The organism is Castellaniella sp. FW104-7C03 (assembly GCF_040276085.1).
Lineage (GTDB): Bacteria > Pseudomonadota > Gammaproteobacteria > Burkholderiales > Burkholderiaceae_B > Castellaniella.
Genome location: NZ_JBELOK010000001.1, coordinates 390,936 through 408,475 on the forward strand (window position 1 = coordinate 390,936; position 17,540 = coordinate 408,475).

Below are 17,540 nucleotides of genomic sequence, written 5' to 3' on the forward strand. Positions count from 1 at the left end.
GTTAATGTGATGACAGAGACACGTCAGGCGTATCCGGGGGCAATGGCGTGCCGGGCCGCGGCAACACCGGCGGGGCGACGACACCCATCGACACGACGTACTTCAGGGCGGCATCCACAGACATCTCGAGCACCTGGACATCGCCACGCGGCATCATCAGAAAAAACCCCGACGTAGGATTTGGCGTGGTGGGAACATACACGCTGATGAAATCGTCAACCAGCCACTGCGAGACTTCTTCGCAGGGTGTGCCGGTAAGAAAGCCGATGGTCCAGGCACCCTGGCGCGGATACTGCACCAGCACTGCCTGTCTGAATGCCTGGCCGTTAGGCGCAAACACGGTATCGCTGACCTGCTTGACTGAATTATAAATGGAGCGCACCAACGGGATGCGACCCAACAGGGATTCCCAGCGGGACAAAATGGCACGGCCAATAAAATTGGCGCACAGCAGGCCTGTGATCAGGATGATCAACAGCACCAGAACGAGTTCGAAGCCCGGAATTGCCACACCAAACAAAACCTCTGGCGACAAAAACGAAGGCACCAGAGAATCCAGGGTATTTGCCAGCATCAGCAGCACCCAGACGGTGATCACCAGAGGCAGCCAGATCAGCAGCCCAGTGACGAAATAGCGTTTGAAAAATCGCATGGGTCCTGTGACAGGCCTTAAGCCGGTGAGGCAGACGGACTGCCTGAAGAGGCCGTGCTGGCCGACGATGACGCAGTGCTGGCCAAAGACGCCGTGCTGGTTGCGCCCGTCGACGCCCCACTGGCGGGTGCGGCGTTTGAATTTCCGCCGGAGGCAGCATCTGAGTGGCTGGATGAGCCCAGCACGCCTTCGGAGTGCGACCCGGACTTACCGCGGAAATCGGTTTCGTACCAACCCGAGCCTTTGAGCCGGAAACCGGCTGCAGTCACTTGTTTTTCGTAGGTTCCCTGGCCACAGGCCGGGCAGGTGCTCAGGCGTGGATCGGAAATTTTCTGCAGCACGTCTTGCTGATGGCCACACTGGCTGCACCGGTAAACATAAATAGGCACAATCTTGTCCTGTAAATCTCAACTGCCTGAATTCTAGTCCTTTTTGCAAGGATTATTTAACTGAAGGCATTGGGCAGCATGAACATCACGGCTGCCACCAGCGTAGGAACAGCAGCCGCCCCCAGCAGCTTCAGCGGCGAGATCGAACCATCGCTGAAGCAGCCTTTGAGAATCGAAAAGCCCGCCGGGTTAGGCGCATTGGCGATAACTGTCAGGCCGCCTCCGGTGACCGCACCCGCCACCAGCATATAGCGCCAAAGCTCATCGGTACCCTCGACCAGAGAGCCCAGATACGTCAGTGCGGCATTATCAGTAACCGCCGTGAGCGCTGTAGCGCCCACATACAGCGCCAGGGGCGACAGACCTGCCAGCAGATCCTGCAACCACCACTGCTGCAAACCGCCCAACACCACCAGACCGGCCAGAAAGAAGCCCACCATCAGCCCCTCACGCAAGAGCAGAGGCGACTGATGGCGCTTATAGGCATGGGCATAGCCCATAAAGAGCACCAGCAGCCCCAGGAAGATCTTGATGTGATGCGAAGACAGCACCACCGCCAGCAAAAAGAGTACATGGACGAGGATGACTGCGCGGGACACCGGCGGCCGGGTGTCGGCCGGCGTACCGCCGATCTCGCCATTGAGCAAAAAGGGGCGGCAAATCCAGGTAAGCACCAGACCGTTGAACAGTACAGCAGCCACTGCGCGCCAGCCAAAGTGGGTGGCCATGAAGCCGGAATCCCAGCCAAACGTGTTTGCCACCATCAAGACCGGAGGAGCCGCGTAAGCGGTTAACACACCACCAATAGAGACATTGACGAACAGCACCCCGATGGCCAGGTACTTGAAACCATCCTGCCCGGGACGACAAAAATACGCCTGACGCAGCAGCAGCGCCGCCAGCGTCATGGCGGCTGGTTCGGTGATCAGTGACCCCGACAGCGGCACGAGCGTCATGATGACAAAGAAGCGGGAGAGCTCGTTGTTGACAGGCAACGCCCGGGCAACGACTTCCACCACCATGCGGATCAACTCGATGATGGGCCGGCTGGCGGCCACCACCATGATCACGAACACAAAGGCGGGTTCGGTAAAGTTGCGGGTGTCGAGATAGTCGACTGCACCCTTGACCCCAAGCGTGAGGGCCATCCAGACAAACAGCGCACAGGCCCAGACGCCAAACACTGCCTCGACTTCGGAAAGCATGTGCCACAAGCCGGCGTGGGTCCCGCCCTTATTGGCCAGGCGCGCAAAGACGGGAACAGAAAATGTATGGATGATGGCAATGGCAAACAGTATGCTGGCCACGACTTCGGTGTGACTGACCATGTCCGAGTCCGGTAAAGGGGTGTCTTCGAATGACCTGTATTGTGAGGGACAACACAGGCACCACAGGATTGCCTGACGGCCTTTGGGTTCGCCAGAAGGGTGTCAGGCGCCGCTTAGAATCATGCGCGCGCCTTTCTCGGCGATCATGATGGTGGGCGAATTGGTATTGCCTGACGTGATCACCGGCATGATCGACGCATCGATTACCCGCAGGTTTTCGATACCCCGGACACGAAGCTGGGGGTCGACCACCGCCAAAGGATCGACGCCCATTTTACATGTCCCGACGGGATGGAAAATGGTGGTGCCGATATCGCCCGCCGCGGATTCGAGCTGTGCCTGTGTTTGCACGGCTTCGCCAGGCAGGTACTCTTGCGGCTGATAGGGCGCCATGGCGGGCTGCGTCATGATGCGCCGGGTAAGGCGCAAGGCGTCGGCAGCCACCGCGCGATCTTCGGAGGTTTGCAGATAATTGCACAGAATATCGGGGTGATCGGCAACATTGGGCGAGGTAATACGCACATACCCCCGGCTGCTGGGTTGCAGATTGCAGATGGATGCCGTGAGCGCCGGAAACCGGTGCAGAGGATCGCCAAATTTATCCAGCGACAAGGGCTGCACGTGGTATTCGAGATTGGCCCGCGTACGAGACGCATCAGAACGCGCAAACGCCCCAAGCTGAGACGGCGCCATGGATAACGGCCCACGGCGAAACAGGGCATATTGCATCCCCATATACGCCTTGCCCCACCAGGCATTGGCCAGGGTATTGAGTGTCATCCCCTTGGACAGCCGATAGATCATGCGCAGCTGCAGGTGATCCTGCAGGTTTTCGCCCACCCCTGGAAGATCGTGCACCACTGGAACCCCCAGCTGACGCAGGCGCTCTGCGGGCCCGACCCCCGACACTTGCAGCAATTGTGGTGAGCCAATAGACCCGGCCGCGAGGATGATCTCGCGCCCCGCCACGGCATGGCGGCGCAGACCATCTTGCACAAACGCCACGCCGGTGGCACGACGCCCGGAGAATTCGATGCGCTCGACACGGGCACCAGTAAGCACCTGCAGATTGGCACGGCCCATGACCGGGTGCAAAAACGCCTTGGCTGCGTTCCAGCGCACACCGCGCCGCTGATTGACTTCGAAATAATTGCAGCCTTCGTTGTCGCCCCGGTTGAAATCGGGCGTGCGCTGGATGCCGGCCTGTGCCGCCGCATCACGAAACGCGTCGAGTACAGCCCAACGCAGACGCTGGGACTCTACCCGCCAGGTACCAGAGGCCCCGTGAAACTCGCTTTCACCACCGTGGTGGTCTTCGACATCCCGAAACAGCGGCAATACATCCTGCCAGCTCCAACCCGGATTGCCAAGCGACTGCCAGTGGTCGTAATCGGCCGCCTGGCCACGCAGGTACAACATGCCATTGATGGAAGATGACCCGCCCAGCACACGCCCGCGTGGATAACCCAGAGAGCGGTAATTGAGGCCAGGATCGGGTTGTGTGTGATAACACCAATCGGTGCGCGGATTGCCAATGCAGTACAGATACCCCACCGGGATGTGGATCCAGCGCCAATCATCCGGACCGCCGGCTTCGATCAGCAACACACGATGCTGTTTGGAAAGGCGATTGGCCAACAGGCAGCCTGCTGATCCGGCCCCAACAATGACGTAATCAAACTGAAGCGTTGTTTCTGGTGCAGACGAACTGCTGGACATGCGAGTGTCTCCTGGCTGGGCTATACAAAAGGCCTGATCTTTTTTTATGGACCAGTCTAGCCTCAATCAGCGACACACGCCAAGCGTGTCGCAAGAGAAGCAGCCGATGAATGCCCATGCCAGACGGGTGCCGGCCAGACGGCGGCACCCGTAATAAACACCTAGTGCGAGATGCGCGTACCCAGCACCGCCAGAAACTGCGCCAGCCAGGCAGGATGGGCCGGCCAGGCGGGTGCGGTTACCAAGTGCCCATCGGTGTGTGCCTGGTCGATGCCGATCTCGGCATACGTGCCCCCGGCCAGACGAACCTCGGGTGCGCAGGCGGGATACGCCGAGCAGGTACGCCCCTTGAGGATGCCGGCCGCCGCAAGAATCTGCGCACCATGACAGATTGACGCAATGGGCTTTTTGGCCGCATCAAACGCCCGCACCATATCCAGCAATTTGTCATTCAGGCGCAGGTATTCGGGGGCCCGCCCGCCGACAATCACCAGGCCATCGTAGTGCGCAACGTCTACTTGGTCGAAATCGGCATTGAGCGTGAAATTATGCCCACGCTTCTCGCTATAGGTTTGTGCACCTTCGAAATCATGGATGGCCGTGGCAATGGTGTCTCCGGATTTCTTGCCCGGACATACCGCATGCACTGTATGGCCCACCGCCTGCAGGGCCTGAAAAGGCACCATGGTTTCGTAATCTTCGGCGTAATCACCCACCAGCATCAATAGTTTCTTGGCCATCATGATCTCCCTGGAATTTGAAGCATTGCAAGAATGAAAAATTAATCGTCCCAGCCCAACGTGCGCCCAGCTACGGGCATCGCGGCCAGCACATCCGTACCCACACGCTGAACCTCGGGGACAGACGCCGAGCGCTCGAGCACCCGGCCGGCATCACGGATCGAGCGGCAGCGCAGCTCGAAATACCGCAAACAGGTAACCCGCAGGAAAGAGGCAAAATTGGCGACCTCGTGACCACTGGCAAACACCTCGTCATGCAGCCGGGAAATCAGCTGATTGGTGGTGATGCTTTCTTCGTGAGCCATCTGAGACAGAATGTCCCAGAAGAGATTTTCCAGCTTGATGTTGGTGACTACGCGATCGATCCGCACAGACCGGCTGCGTGATTCGTAGAGAATCGGATCTGTGCTGTAATAGATGTGACACATGTCGCCTCCTGCCCGGAAAACACTTCGCCTGACCACTCTATACATGCGATTGCTACGTTAAAGCTATCCGCCATATTGCCGGACAAGCCTTGCGACAGGCCCGGCAACACCTACATCAGAGCTCTTTGCGAGCCATGCGATCCGCAATGTGCTCGGCCTGCCGGATTGCCAGAGACACGATGGTCAGTGTCGGGTTTTCTGCGCCGCTGGTGGTGAACTGGCTACCGTCCGAGATATATAGATTGGGAACTTCATGCGCCCGCCCATGCGGATCACACACGCCGTCCTCGGCTTTTTGGCTCATGCGGCATGTTCCCAGATTATGCGTGGAGGGATACGGCGGCGTCCGGAAGGTTCGGCTGGCCCCCGCAGCCTTGTACATGGCCTCGCTCTGGCGGAAAGCATGATCACGCATGGCCACATCGTTGGCATGATCATCGTAATGCACATTGGCCACAGGCAGGCCAAATTGATCCTTGACCGCCGAATTGAGCGTGATGCGATTGGACGCCTGAGGCAGGTCTTCGCCCACGATCCACAGGCCGGCTGTCCGGGTGTAATCATCCATAAAGCCGGCAAACCCCTGCCCCCAGGCACCCGGATCCAGGAAGGCCGCATAAAACGACAGGCCCAGACTGATGGTTTCAAGCTCGTAGCCGCCCACAAAACCACGATCCGGCTTATGGATGACCTCGTCCTGAACAATCCCCGCCATCGTGGTACCGCGATACATGTGAACCGGCTGGTCAAATACGGCATACACCGAACCCGTGGTATGCCGCATGTAGTTGCGCCCCACTTGGCCCGACCCATTTGCCAGCCCGTGAGCGAACTTTGAGGATTCGGACAGCAGGAGCAAACGGGGACTTTCGATGGAGTTTCCGGCAACGCAAACCACCCGGGCCTTTTGGCGCTGCTCTTTGCCATCGGCATCAAAATACACCACACTGCTGATGTGGCCCTTTGCATCGTGCTCGATGCGTGACACATGGCAACCCGCGCGCAGCTCGAGCTTGCCGGTGGCTTCAGCCTTGGGGATTTCTGTGTAGAGCGTAGACCACTTGGCCGCCGACTTGCACCCCTGAAAGCAGAAACCCTGCTGGATACAGGCGCCCCGACCATCATAAGGAACACTGTTAATCGCCATATGGCCCGTGCTGACCTCTTTGTAGCCCAGCTTGGTGGCTCCGTTGTACATCACCTTGAAGTTATTGTTGCCCGGCAATCCGGGCAGGCCGTTGGTACGGGTGACACCCATCTTTTTCTCGGCACGCTCGTAGTAGGGATCCATTTCCTCGCGCGTCACCGGCCAATCGAGCAGGTTGGCCCCCTGGATATCTCCGTAGGTGCTCTTGGTCTTGAATTCGTGCGCTTGCAGGCGCAGCGATGCTCCTGCCCAGTGGGTTGTGGTACCGCCCACTGTTTTGCAGATCCAGGCCGGAAGCCCGGGGAAATCACGGGCAATGCGCCAGGATCCCGAGGTGGTCCGGGGTTCAAGCCAGGCCAGTTGATTGAAGGACTCCCATTCGTCCTGAACAAAGGTAGCCGGGCTTTGCCGCTCTCCTGCCTCCAGGATCACCACCTGCACACCTTTCTGACAGAGTTCGTTAGCAAGCGTACCGCCGCCCGCACCCGACCCAATAATCACCACCACGCTGTCGTCGCTTTGTTGATACTTGGCCATATCGCCCCCACAAAGTTGTGTTCAATGTGTCGCGCATCACACCTTGGGCAAAACAATGCCCTTGGGTTATCACCGCATGCTCAGGAATTGAAAGGCGGTGGGCTGGCTGATGCGGGAGGATCCGGCAGCCAGGTAAGGTCGTTGAAGCCCCGCTTGATGTAGCCACCCTTGGACCAGGACTCACCTTGATAACCAAAATGCTTGTAGGCCATCTGGTTGTCGTATAGAGAGGTAATGCATTGCCCGCGTACTTTCTGGAAGAACGCATCGGACTGCATGGCAGTGAGGATATCCAGTTGCTTGTCGGCGGGTGCTTTTAACCAGCTGCCCCCTGCCCGCTTGTCCAGCGCAGCCACGCCATCGCTTACCAGGGTATGGACCTTATCATCCCGGCTGGCCTCATCAAGGTCTTTGACAAGAATTGCATAGACGGCATCTGGCAGGTCTTTGTGGGGATACAGCCGTTTGGCCATCGTCAGCAGCGTATCGGCCTGATGCTGGTTGAGCGTGTGAACTTCGAGGGCCCAGACTCTGGAAGGGGCCAGTGCCGCCAGCAAGGTACCGCTGGTAAGCACGCCTGTCAGTACGACAGCACCCTTGAGGAATGTTCGCCTGGAATGATGGCGAATAATCACGGGTTGTTCCATTTTTGTCTCCCGGTTTATGTGGAATGCCACCCCTGGGGGGCGGACCATACACCTTGATGCAACCCCAATCGGCCGGATTCAGGTGCCCGGCTTTCCTCGATATGGTGTGCTCATTATGGTGCGAGAGAGACAAGCCTGGGTAACAGCGGGTTGCTACATGACAAAAAATTGGTACCAGGCTGGCGCAATACCTGGCCGGCAAAATTAGACGGGCAGCACCGTGCCGGCCAACGCAGCCACAATCAGCAAGACCCCCACCTGCATGTTCGAGCGAAAAATCCGCAGGCCGCGTTCGGGGTGCTGCACATCAAAATGAACCATCTGCCAAACAAAATGGCCACTGATCACTGCCATCACCACATAATAAGGCCAGTTCATGCCCATGCCCCAGCCGGCGGCAAACCACAGCGCAGCCGTGGCGGCATAAAACCCGCCGATCCATGCGCGGCCATGGTCGCCAAACCACATGGCCACGGATTTGAGCCCCAGCATGCGGTCGTCACGCAAATCAATGTAGGCATATATTGCGTCGTAACCGATTTGCCACAGCACCGCCCCCACCCACATGGCCACGCCATACCAGGGGAGAATATCGCGGGTGTCTGTCCAGGCCATCAGCATGCCCCAGTTAAACGCCATCCCCAGCACGGCCTGGGGCCAGTAGGTAAACCGTTTGCACAGCGGATAAATAACCACCAGCGGCACCAGCACCAGTGCCAGCCAGCGGCTGTATGCATTGATCGCCAGCAGCATAACGGCACTGATGAGCAACTGGGCCAGCACAAACCACAAGGCTGCCCGCAGGCTGATCTGCCCACTGGTCAGCGGGCGAAACCGGGTGCGCTCAACCTGGTAATCAAAATTGCGATCAAAAATATCGTTGAACGTACACCCCACCCCACGCATCAGCAGTGCGCCCAGTGAAAAGATCACCAGACGCCATATCGTGGGCCAACCATCGGCCGCCTGCACCAAAGCCCCCAGCGCGGGCAGCAAAGTAAGCCAGGTACCTACCGGGCGATCCAGCCGGCACAGGCGCGCGTAAGGCCCCCAGGCAGGCGGCAAAAACCGCGCCACCCAGTCGTTCTGCCGCATATCAGAGAGATCTGGCAGGGCGCCTGGCAGGGGCGTGTTGCCGGCTGTTTTGGGGTCTTGAGACGGCTGGGTGTCGCTCATGCAGCGGCCTGAGCGGGCCCGATGAGCTCTCCCAGCACTTGCACACCTTTGCGGATAAGGCCTTCAGGCACGGTGACGAAGCTGAGCCGCAAGGTGTTGGCAGGTGCCTGCACGCCGGCGTAAAACGGGGCCCCTGGCACAAAAGCGACATTGCGAGCAATGGCGCGCGACAGGAGCTCGGTGGTGTCAATACCGGGGCGCAGGGTAACCCAGATGAACATACCGCCATCTGGTGTCGTCCAGGAGACATCTGCCGGAAAGTATTGCTGGAGGGCATCGAGCATGTAGCCACATTGCCGCTGATACAGTGCCCGCACCTTGGGCAGGTGAGCCTTCAGGAAGCCATGACGGATGGTTTCGAATACCGCCATCTGTGTGACCGAGGCCGTATGCAGATCAGTGGCCTGCTTGATCTGCACCAGCTTGCTGATGATTTCGCGCGGTGCCACAACATAGCCCAGGCGCATGCCCGGCGCCAGTACCTTGGAAAACGTACCCAGGCGAATCACCGTTGCGCCCACCGGCCGACCCAGCTCAAGCAAGCCCGGTTGCGGCTCGCCGGCGTACCGGAGCTCGCCATAGGGATCATCCTCGATGATGGGCAGGCCCAGCGTGGCGCAGCGTTGCACCAACGCCTGTCGGCGGGTGAGATCGAGAGAGCGTCCGGTGGGATTCTGAAAATTGGGCAGCACGTAGATGAAACGGGCACCCTGTGTGAGATCTGCAGTAAGGGATTCGGGAATCAGGCCGCCGGCATCCGTGGGCACCGACTGAAACTGGGGCTCAAACATCGAGAACGACTGCAATGCCCCCAGATAGCTGGGTGCTTCGACCAGCACGCGTGAGCCGGGATCAATGAACAGCTTGCCCAGCATATCCAGCGCCTGCTGCGACCCGGACACAATCAGTACTTCTTCGGGATCGATTGACACGCCGGGGCGAGAAAGATCGTGAGCAACCCACTCGCGCAACGGTGTATAGCCCTCGGTACGTCCATATTGCAACGCTGCCGCCCCTTGCGTCGCCAGAACGTGATCAAATGCCGCCCGCAACTCGGGGATGGGAAACCCCTCAGGCGAAGGCAAGCCGCCGGCAAAGGAAATCACCTCGGGACGCTCGGTGATTTTGAGGATCTCGCGAATGGCAGAACTGGTGAGTTGGGTAGCGCGCTTTGAAAACACGGTAGAGATGGAATTGAAAGTGTCCATGATGGAAGCCCGATTGAATGCCCGCCTTTTGATCCGGCCGATTGATGTCTTTCAATCAGTCCGGGCCTTCGGGCAGCCGGCGCAGATACATAGATTTATCCAGAACAGATAAATCAAGCTGCTTATCTTAAAACAATTCAAGATTTAGGGGTTTCCCGCACTACCAGAAGCGGTCCATCAAGTTTGAAATAGCTGGTAACCGATTAAACAGAAGCAGTAACTGATTGAGCCAAAACGTCACGTGGTTGATCGGCACGGCATTTGGTATTTACTGACACCAGCAAGGGCACACATGAAAAATTTGAAGATTGGTACTCGGCTAGCCTTGGGTTTTGGCTTTGTCATTTTGATGTTGATCATCCTGACCACCATCAGCTTGTGGCGGATTTTCGACAGCAACGCCACCAGTACCTCCTTGCAATCGCGTCAGCACAACAATGCCCTGATTCTGCAGTGGGCCCGCGAAACCGAGGTGAACAATAACCTCACCCTGGCCTCCACCAACATGAATGACCCCGAGGCTCAGAGCAAAGCCCGCAAGGCCCTTGAGATCTCTGATCAACACGTCGACTCATTGCACAAAGAGCTGGCCAAAGCCATTTCTTACCCACCGGCCCAAACACTGTACAAGCAAGCCGTGGCCGCCCAGGATGCGTATGCCGAGAAACGCAAAGAGGCCTTTAAATGGCTGGAAAACTGGGAAGTTGGCAAGGCCAACATTTTTTTCAGCCACCAGATGCCAGAGCTGACCCAACAGATTACCGGCACGATCGACAAGCTCAGCACCATGCAAAATGGCCTCACCGAGGAAGTATTTGCCAAAACCTTCCAAGACAATCGCCTGGGCATGCTTGTGCTGGGAGTGGTCGCCTTGCTGGCCCTGATCATCAGCCCCCTGATCGCCTGGCGTGTCACCCGCTCTGTCACCCACCCCCTGCGCCGGGCCGTGCAATTGGCCGAATCCGTCTCCCACCGGGATCTCAGCCAGCATATTCATGCCCAGGGCACCGACGAAGTCGGACAGCTTTTGCGCGCACTGGGGGCCATGGGCGACAACCTGCGCCAAGCCGTGGGCGAAGTGCGTAGCGGCGCCACCTCGATTGCCGCGGCCTCCGGCCAGATCTCCGCCGGCAACCTGGATCTGTCCTCGCGCACCGAGCAGCAGGCCAGCTCCCTGGCGCAAACCGCCGCCACCATGGAAGAAATCACCGCCACCGTGCGACAAAACGCCGACAGCACCCAGCAGGCCAACACCCTGGCCGCTGCCGCTGCCAAAACCGCCACGCAGGGCGGCTCGCTGGTGTCAGAGCTCGTGGGCACCATGGGCGAAATCAACAGCAAGTCGCAACAGGTGGCCGACATCATCGGCGTCATCGACTCCATCGCCTTCCAGACCAACATCCTGGCGCTTAACGCCGCTGTCGAAGCCGCCCGTGCCGGCGAGCAAGGCCGCGGCTTTGCCGTGGTGGCCGCCGAAGTGCGCGCCCTGGCGCAACGCTCGGCCAGCGCCGCCAAAGAGATCAAGGGCCTGATCGACAGCTCGGTGGAAGCCACCACCAAGGGCAACGATCAAGCTGCCCACGCCGGGGCCACCATGCAGGAGATCGTCGACAGCATCAACCGCGTCACCGACATCATGGGCGAGATCAGCGCGGCCAACCGCGAGCAAACCACCGGCATCGAGGAAATCAACTCGGCCATCACGCAAATGGACGATGTCACGCGGCAAAACGCCAGCCTGGTCGAAGAGTCCGCCGCCGCAGCCACCAGCCTGCAATCGCAGGCCGACACCCTGGCGCAACTGGTGGCCACCTTCAAACTGGGCGACCAGGACACAGGCGCAGGCCAGGCAAGTGCAGGCCAAGCAGGCACTGCCCGCCCCGCCCCGGTGCTGTCAGCCCCCGAGAAAGTGATCAGCCCTGCTCCCGCACGGGCCCACCCCCGGCCCGAGCCCGCCAAACCCGCAGCCCCCGGCAACCGGCCGGCACTGCGCGCCCCCGGGCGCCCGGCCCCCAGCACCACCGATACCGAAGATTGGACAGAGTTTTAAACAGACTCATGCTTCCCAAGCCAAAAGGCCGGGCATCATGCCTGGCCTTTTGGCTTTGCCTACGCAGGTCTTTCCAATAAAATCATCCTCACAATGTGCATCGCCTGTCTTGGCGAGCCACTTAATTTCTAGGAGACAACTCGTGCGTACTGGTTTCATGGCGGCCGCACTGGCCACTGCATTACTCACCGTGCCTTTGGCCAGTTTTGCGCAAATCAAGATAGGCGTTGTCACCTCTGCCACGGGGCCCACTGCGCTGGTGGGGATCCCGCAAAAAAACACGGTCCCCCTATTGCCCACCAAGGCGGGTGATCTCACCGTCGAATACATCAGCCTTGATGATGCCAGCGACCCCACCCAAACCGTCACCGCCTTCAAGAAACTGATCTCCGAAGACCACGTCGACGCCATCATCGGGCCTACCGGCTCTCCCAACGCCATGAGCGTGCTGCAGTTTGCGGCAGAATCTGGCACACCCATGCTGGCGCCTGTCGGAGCGGCGTCAGTTGTTTTGCCCATGACAGCGCAAAAGAAATGGGCCTTTAAAACCACACAAAACACAGACATCATCGCCCAGGCACTGGTGCGTGACATGGTCAAACGCAAAATCAAAACGGTAGGCTTTATTGGCTTTGCCGACGCGTACGGCGACGACTGGTACCAGGTGTTCAGCAAACTGGCCGCAGAAAACGGCCTGGATCTTATCGTCTCCGAGCGTTACCAACGCACGGACAGCTCTGTCACGGGCCAAGCGCTGAAACTGCTGGCAGCCAAGCCCGATGCCATCCTGGTGGCCGGCACCGGCGGAGCCGCTGCCCTGCCGCAAACCACGCTGGCACAACAAGGCTACAAGGGGCAGTTTTATCAAACCCACGGGGCTGCCTTGCCTGCATTTTTAAAATTGGGCGGCAAGGCCACCGAAGGCACCATCCTGGCAGCCGGCCTGATGCTGGTGCTGCCTGAGATCCCCGACAACAATCCATCAAAGCCCATCGTACAAGACTACATCCAGCGCTACGAGGCTCGCTACGGCGAGCACCCGGCAACGTTTGGAGCCAATGTATACGACGCAGGCCTGCTGTTGCAGCATGCCATCCCGATTGCAGCCAAAGCAGCCAAACCCGGCACGCCAGAGTTTCGCAAAGCATTACGCGACGCCCTGGAGCAAACCCATGAACTTGTGGCCACCCAAGGGGTATACAACATGAGCCCCGAAGATCACAGCGGGTTTGACCAGCGTGGCCGCGAACTGATCACGGTAAAAGACGGCCACTGGACGCTGCTGCACTAAGCGGGCAGGCCTGGACGACGCATTTTGCGTGTTACCAGGCCTCTGGCCCGATCAGCCTTTGCCCTGGGCATCCAGGCGTTGTTTAAGTGCCTCTAGTGGCAGGGCACCATTGACGCGGCCACCATCTGCAAAAAACAATGCCGGAGTACCTTGCACCTTCAGTTTGCGTCCCAACGCCAGATTGTCCTGGATAGGAGTGTCGCATTCGGCGGTTGGTGGCAACTGACCATCCACCATCCAGGCCTTCCAGGCCTTGGCCGGATCTGCCGAGCACCAGATGTCACGCGCTTTTGTGCTGGAGTCTGGTGCAAGAATCGGAAACAGGAAGGTGTACACCGTGACGTTATCCACGTCTTGAAGGGTGTGGTGCAGCTGCTTGCAATACCCGCAGTTGGGATCTTCAAACACAGCCACCTTGCGGGCACCCGTGCCTTTTACCTGACGGATGGCATGATCCAGTGGCAGGCTATCAAACGCCACCTGCTGCAGGACTTCAAGCCGTTCGGCGGTAAGGTCGCGGCGGGCCTTGGCGTCGATCAAAGACCCTTGCAACACATAATTTACCTGTGCATCGGTATATAAAAGATCCAGCCCGACCTGCACCTCGAAAAGACCGGACATCGGCGTCAGGCGCACACCATCCACGTGGATCCCTGGAAACCGTGTCTCAAAGGCCTTGGTGATGGTTTGTGTCTGTTGTGCAGTGGGCGCTGCCTGGGTGGACAGCACCTGCGCCTCACCGGCTGCGCCGGGCACAGGCGACGCATTTGGCGTAGACATTGCAGGCTTCGAAGTGCTTAATACCTGCGCATCTGGCTGAGCCATTACAGGCAGGCTGCTGACACACAAGGCAAGGCCTGCCATTATCAAGGGGAATTTCATATGAACCTCGAACGTCACTCGCCGGCCGCTGCTTGAATCAGCCGGCGTTTAATAAACGGAATTTGATCAGCTATTTGCATGCCCTGATTGCGTACCCAGGCCAGTGGCGCCCAGCCACTGCCAAACAGACGGTGCAAGCCATGCGTGGCCAGGCTCATGGCCAGAACCGGCTCGGCGCGTCGGCGACGATAGCATGCCAGAACCTGTGCATCTCCGGGCAGACGATGTGGCCCACGCGCCAGCAATACTTGCACCAGCGTACGGACATCTCCCAGCCCCAAATTAAGACCTTGCCCGGCCAGCGGATGGACGCGGTGCGCCGCATCGCCCACCAATGCCACACCGGGGGCCACCATCGCGGTGCGCTCGAAGGTAAGGGGAAAACCTTGAGGGCGCGAGCGCAGGGTCAGTTTTCCCAGACGCCCACCGGTAATGGCCTGGGCATGTGTGGCTAAAAAGGCCTGTTGGGCAGGTTCATCCTGGGCCATCCAGGCCTGCGCCTGGCCCTGCGGCATCGACCACACCAACGATGCCTGGGGCCCCTTTGCCGTATCTGGCAAAGGCAGCAATGCAAATACGCTGTCGCCTGTAAACCACTGGCAGGCCCGCTGTTGATGGGGGTATTGGAGATCGAGGTGCGCCACCACGCCCATATCGCCATACGGGGTGTAATCGTGGTGGATACCAGCTGCCTGACGCACAGGCGAGCGCGCACCATCGGCCCCCACCAGCAATTGCGCCTGAATAGTGCCCATTTGGCGGGTATGCACCTGCACGCCTGCCGTATTGGTATCCAGACCTACAAAATGGTCTTCGTGCCAGGTGATGCCCAGCACCTGCACCGCCTGCTGCAGGGCGCGCTCGAGCTCGCTGGACTCGACAATCCAGGCCAGCGCCTCCCGGGCATCTTGCCAGGCAGACAAATTGATATGCCCCTGTGCATCACCATAGATTTCCATGGATTCGACCGGGCTGACGCGGTTGAAATCCATCAGGCGCCATGCCCCCAGGGAATCGAGAAGATCCCGGCTGGCCTGCGAGATGGCGTACACGCGCGGGTGGTAGTCATCGGAGGAGCGGGCCGCAGGCACTTGCCGCGGCCCCAGCAAAGTGGCCGAGAAACCGGCGCGCGCCAGCCCCAGGGCACATGCCAAACCGGCAATGCCTGTGCCGCAGACCACAATCGAAGAGTTGCTCATGAGGTGTCCTTTAGCGGGCGGCAGGCGCCCCGGCGCGAGCCGGCCACAAAAGCCACATTTGCCCAATCTGCTTCATGCGCCCGGCCTGGGCGCCGGCCTCGTCGCCAGTGCCCCAATAAAAATCAGCCCGCGCGGCACCCTTGATGGCTGCGCCGGTATCTTGCGCAAAGACCAGTCGCTGCAAAGGCCCGGCGCCACCCGGTTGCTTGGTAGCCAACCACAAGGGAGTGCCGAGGGGGACATAATTGGTGTCCACCGCAACGGCCCGCTGTGCCATTAAGGGTACTCCATAGGCGCCACTGGGGCCTAGTTCTGGATCCGGGATGGCCTCTGCACGGAAAAATACCATGGCTGGGTTGACATTGAGCATCTGTTGCACCCGATCGGGGTGATCGCGTGCCCACTGCTTGATGTTTTGCATGGATGTCTTGGCCAGGGGCATTTCTCCCTGGCGGGCCAGCCACTGTCCGATGGAAACATACGGACGGCCATTGTGATCGTCATATGCCAGACGAATGGTGGTGCCATCGGGCAACACCGCGCGCCCCGAACCCTGAATCTGCAGAAAGAAGGCCTCGACCGGATCGTTGGCCCAGACAATGACCGGTGGCTGACGTGTGGGATTGGCAGCAATCTCGGCCCGTGTGTCGTAGGGCACCACCCGCCGGCCCTCTAGTTTGCCACGCACCCGCTTGCCGGCAAGCTCGGGATACACCGCTCCCAGATCGATGGTGAGGAGATCCGGCGGGGTGGCGTATAACGGCCATTGATATTCGCCGGTTTGCTGTTTGGATGCGCGGATGAGGGGTTCGTAGTAGCCGGTCACTGTGCCACTGGCCGCCTGCCCGGCAGATTGATCAAGTTGCCAGGGCCGCAGTTGTTGTTGCAGAAAATCACGCACGGGTGCGCCTGTCGAACGTGCATCCAGCCCCGACTGCACGGCTGCCTGGCACACCGGCTGCCAGACCCGTGGTGCCGCCCGGGCCGGTACAGCCAAAGACCCCGACACCGGCCGCATCAGGCCCTTGCAATTATTGAGGAAAGCTTTCCAGACATGCGCAAGGTTGTCGTTGTCCCAGCCCGGCAACTGTCGCCAGGAAACCGCCACATAATGCCCTTGCAAACGGCGCGCAGGGGTTTCGGGTAGCGACGCCAGCGGCGGCACCACCAGAGGCCGTGACACCGCAGAGGGTTCTGGGCCTTGTCCCGGCATCCCGGGTTCTTCGAGGGGAACCGAAGAACAGGCGCCAAGCAACAATGCAGCGGCAAGCCAAAGAAGCTTTTTCATACGAGAACCAGGTGCTCTAAAATGGAGACGGCTGTCAAACCAATATCATGACATATCCACTATATGGTTTGGCCCCAGCCTGTATCCAAATCTGGACACCCCTTACACAATTGCCTGCCCCATGACGCCCCTGCCCCCCGCCCGCATCGCCCCCAGTCTGCTGTCCGCGGATTTCGCCCGCCTCGGAGAAGAAACCGCTGCCGTGATTGCCGCCGGCGCCGACTGGATTCATTTTGATGTCATGGACAACCATTTTGTCCCCAACCTCACCATCGGCCCCATGGTGTGCGCGGCCCTGCGGCCCCATACCCAGGCCCCCATCGACGTCCATCTGATGGTCGAGCCCGTTGATGCCTTGATCCCCGCCTTTGCCAAGGCAGGCGCCAATATCATCAGCTTTCACCCCGAGGCATCCCGGCACGTCGACCGCACGCTGTCCCTGATCCGCGACCATGGCTGCCAGGCGGGGCTGGTATTCAACCCGGCCACGCCATTACAGTGGATGGATCATGTGATGGAGCGCCTGGATCTCGTCCTGCTGATGTCGGTCAATCCGGGTTTCGGAGGGCAATCATTTATTCCCCATACGCTGCAAAAACTACGAGAAGCACGCCAACGCATCGAGCGCTGGCAGGCAAACGGTGGCCAGGCCATCGCACTCGAGGTGGACGGCGGCGTCAAAACCGACAACATCACTGACATCCGGGCCGCTGGCGCGGATGCCTTTGTGGCGGGGTCTGCCATCTTTGGGCAAGCCGACTACACCCAAGTCATCCAGACCATGCGCCGGGGCATCGCACAGGCAGACGCCCTGCGCCAGGCACAAGCTGCCGGCTGAAACAATTGTTTCCGGACGCCC

Annotated in this window: 16 protein-coding genes; 3 read left to right on the forward strand and 13 right to left on the reverse strand. The window is 59.5% G+C overall.

Going from position 1 to position 17,540, the window contains the following annotated elements; genetic code table 11:
* Position 1: 1 nt before the first annotated feature.
* From ABS758_RS01810 to ABS758_RS01855, 10 genes are all read right to left on the reverse strand, one after another.
* Positions 2 to 652 carry a DUF502 domain-containing protein gene (locus tag ABS758_RS01810; RefSeq protein ID WP_350380121.1) on the reverse strand — a complete coding sequence of 217 codons (651 nt, stop codon included), beginning with the start codon at positions 650 to 652 and terminating at the stop codon, positions 2 to 4.
* A gap of 17 nt (positions 653 to 669) precedes the next feature.
* Positions 670 to 1,041 (reverse strand): FmdB family zinc ribbon protein, encoded by a 372-nt coding sequence (locus ABS758_RS01815; protein WP_350380122.1) that lies wholly within the window; start codon positions 1,039 to 1,041, stop codon positions 670 to 672.
* A 56-nt stretch (positions 1,042 to 1,097) separates the two neighbouring features.
* On the reverse strand, positions 1,098 to 2,369 hold the full coding sequence (locus ABS758_RS01820) for a putative Na+/H+ antiporter (RefSeq protein WP_350380124.1): 1,272 nt from the start codon (positions 2,367 to 2,369) through the stop codon (positions 1,098 to 1,100).
* A 102-nt stretch (positions 2,370 to 2,471) separates the two neighbouring features.
* Complete coding sequence (locus tag ABS758_RS01825) at positions 2,472 to 4,088, reverse strand: GMC family oxidoreductase (protein ID WP_350380126.1); 1,617 nt, start codon at positions 4,086 to 4,088, stop codon at positions 2,472 to 2,474.
* A 161-nt stretch (positions 4,089 to 4,249) separates the two neighbouring features.
* A complete protein-coding gene (locus tag ABS758_RS01830; RefSeq protein ID WP_350380245.1) occupies positions 4,250 to 4,828 on the reverse strand; it encodes a DJ-1/PfpI family protein in 579 nt (192 codons plus the stop codon).
* Positions 4,829 to 4,869: 41 nt separating this feature from the next.
* A complete protein-coding gene (locus ABS758_RS01835) occupies positions 4,870 to 5,256 on the reverse strand; it encodes a ribbon-helix-helix domain-containing protein (RefSeq protein ID WP_350380127.1) in 387 nt (128 codons plus the stop codon).
* A gap of 115 nt (positions 5,257 to 5,371) precedes the next feature.
* Positions 5,372 to 6,940, reverse strand: a complete 1,569-nt coding sequence (locus tag ABS758_RS01840) for a GMC family oxidoreductase (RefSeq protein ID WP_350380129.1) — start codon at positions 6,938 to 6,940, stop codon at positions 5,372 to 5,374.
* A gap of 80 nt (positions 6,941 to 7,020) precedes the next feature.
* Positions 7,021 to 7,587, reverse strand: coding sequence for a gluconate 2-dehydrogenase subunit 3 family protein (locus ABS758_RS01845; RefSeq protein ID WP_350380131.1), 567 nt, complete (start codon positions 7,585 to 7,587; stop codon positions 7,021 to 7,023).
* Positions 7,588 to 7,791: 204 nt separating this feature from the next.
* Complete coding sequence (ubiA, locus tag ABS758_RS01850; RefSeq protein ID WP_350380247.1) at positions 7,792 to 8,682, reverse strand: 4-hydroxybenzoate octaprenyltransferase; 891 nt, start codon at positions 8,680 to 8,682, stop codon at positions 7,792 to 7,794.
* Positions 8,683 to 8,759: 77 nt separating this feature from the next.
* Complete coding sequence (locus tag ABS758_RS01855) at positions 8,760 to 9,971, reverse strand: aminotransferase-like domain-containing protein (protein ID WP_350380132.1); 1,212 nt, start codon at positions 9,969 to 9,971, stop codon at positions 8,760 to 8,762.
* Between the two features lie 292 nt (positions 9,972 to 10,263).
* On the opposite strand from ABS758_RS01855, the gene ABS758_RS01860 reads away from it, so the two are divergent.
* Positions 10,264 to 12,021: a methyl-accepting chemotaxis protein gene (locus ABS758_RS01860; protein ID WP_350380135.1), complete on the forward strand. Its 1,758-nt coding sequence runs from the start codon at positions 10,264 to 10,266 to the stop codon at positions 12,019 to 12,021.
* Positions 12,022 to 12,178: 157 nt separating this feature from the next.
* On the forward strand, positions 12,179 to 13,312 hold the full coding sequence (locus ABS758_RS01865) for an ABC transporter substrate-binding protein (protein WP_350380248.1): 1,134 nt from the start codon (positions 12,179 to 12,181) through the stop codon (positions 13,310 to 13,312).
* 51 nt (positions 13,313 to 13,363) lie between these two features.
* Here the strand turns inward: ABS758_RS01865 and ABS758_RS01870 are convergent, their stop codons facing one another.
* Genes ABS758_RS01870 through mltA form a run of 3 tightly spaced genes read right to left on the reverse strand, consistent with a single transcriptional unit; the run spans position 13,364 to position 16,681 of the window.
* Positions 13,364 to 14,194 (reverse strand): DsbC family protein, encoded by an 831-nt coding sequence (locus ABS758_RS01870; RefSeq protein ID WP_492304482.1) that lies wholly within the window; start codon positions 14,192 to 14,194, stop codon positions 13,364 to 13,366.
* Between the two features lie 14 nt (positions 14,195 to 14,208).
* Positions 14,209 to 15,393, reverse strand: coding sequence for an FAD-dependent monooxygenase (locus ABS758_RS01875; protein ID WP_350380138.1), 1,185 nt, complete (start codon positions 15,391 to 15,393; stop codon positions 14,209 to 14,211).
* 10 nt (positions 15,394 to 15,403) lie between these two features.
* The gene (gene mltA, locus ABS758_RS01880; protein ID WP_350380140.1) at positions 15,404 to 16,681 is read right to left on the reverse strand and encodes a murein transglycosylase A; all 1,278 of its coding nucleotides are present in this window, start codon (positions 16,679 to 16,681) and stop codon (positions 15,404 to 15,406) included.
* A 121-nt stretch (positions 16,682 to 16,802) separates the two neighbouring features.
* On the opposite strand from mltA, the gene rpe reads away from it, so the two are divergent.
* Complete coding sequence (rpe, locus tag ABS758_RS01885) at positions 16,803 to 17,519, forward strand: ribulose-phosphate 3-epimerase (protein WP_350380141.1); 717 nt, start codon at positions 16,803 to 16,805, stop codon at positions 17,517 to 17,519.
* Positions 17,520 to 17,540 lie beyond the last annotated feature (21 nt).

Coding starts and splice junctions, on each gene's coding strand:
- ABS758_RS01810 (WP_350380121.1), bottom strand. CDS start 652: ATGCGATTTTTCAAACGCTATTTCGTCACTGGGCTGCTGATCTGGCTG.
- ABS758_RS01820 (WP_350380124.1), bottom strand. CDS start 2,369: ATGGTCAGTCACACCGAAGTCGTGGCCAGCATACTGTTTGCCATTGCC.
- ABS758_RS01825 (WP_350380126.1), bottom strand. CDS start 4,088: ATGTCCAGCAGTTCGTCTGCACCAGAAACAACGCTTCAGTTTGATTAC.
- ABS758_RS01830 (WP_350380245.1), bottom strand. CDS start 4,828: ATGGCCAAGAAACTATTGATGCTGGTGGGTGATTACGCCGAAGATTAC.
- ABS758_RS01835 (WP_350380127.1), bottom strand. CDS start 5,256: ATGTGTCACATCTATTACAGCACAGATCCGATTCTCTACGAATCACGC.
- ABS758_RS01840 (WP_350380129.1), bottom strand. CDS start 6,940: ATGGCCAAGTATCAACAAAGCGACGACAGCGTGGTGGTGATTATTGGG.
- ABS758_RS01845 (WP_350380131.1), bottom strand. CDS start 7,587: ATGGAACAACCCGTGATTATTCGCCATCATTCCAGGCGAACATTCCTC.
- ubiA (WP_350380247.1), bottom strand. CDS start 8,682: ATGCGGCAGAACGACTGGGTGGCGCGGTTTTTGCCGCCTGCCTGGGGG.
- ABS758_RS01855 (WP_350380132.1), bottom strand. CDS start 9,971: ATGGACACTTTCAATTCCATCTCTACCGTGTTTTCAAAGCGCGCTACC.
- ABS758_RS01860 (WP_350380135.1), top strand. CDS start 10,264: ATGAAAAATTTGAAGATTGGTACTCGGCTAGCCTTGGGTTTTGGCTTT.
- ABS758_RS01865 (WP_350380248.1), top strand. CDS start 12,179: ATGGCGGCCGCACTGGCCACTGCATTACTCACCGTGCCTTTGGCCAGT.
- ABS758_RS01870 (WP_492304482.1), bottom strand. CDS start 14,194: ATGAAATTCCCCTTGATAATGGCAGGCCTTGCCTTGTGTGTCAGCAGC.
- ABS758_RS01875 (WP_350380138.1), bottom strand. CDS start 15,393: ATGAGCAACTCTTCGATTGTGGTCTGCGGCACAGGCATTGCCGGTTTG.
- mltA (WP_350380140.1), bottom strand. CDS start 16,681: ATGAAAAAGCTTCTTTGGCTTGCCGCTGCATTGTTGCTTGGCGCCTGT.
- rpe (WP_350380141.1), top strand. CDS start 16,803: ATGACGCCCCTGCCCCCCGCCCGCATCGCCCCCAGTCTGCTGTCCGCG.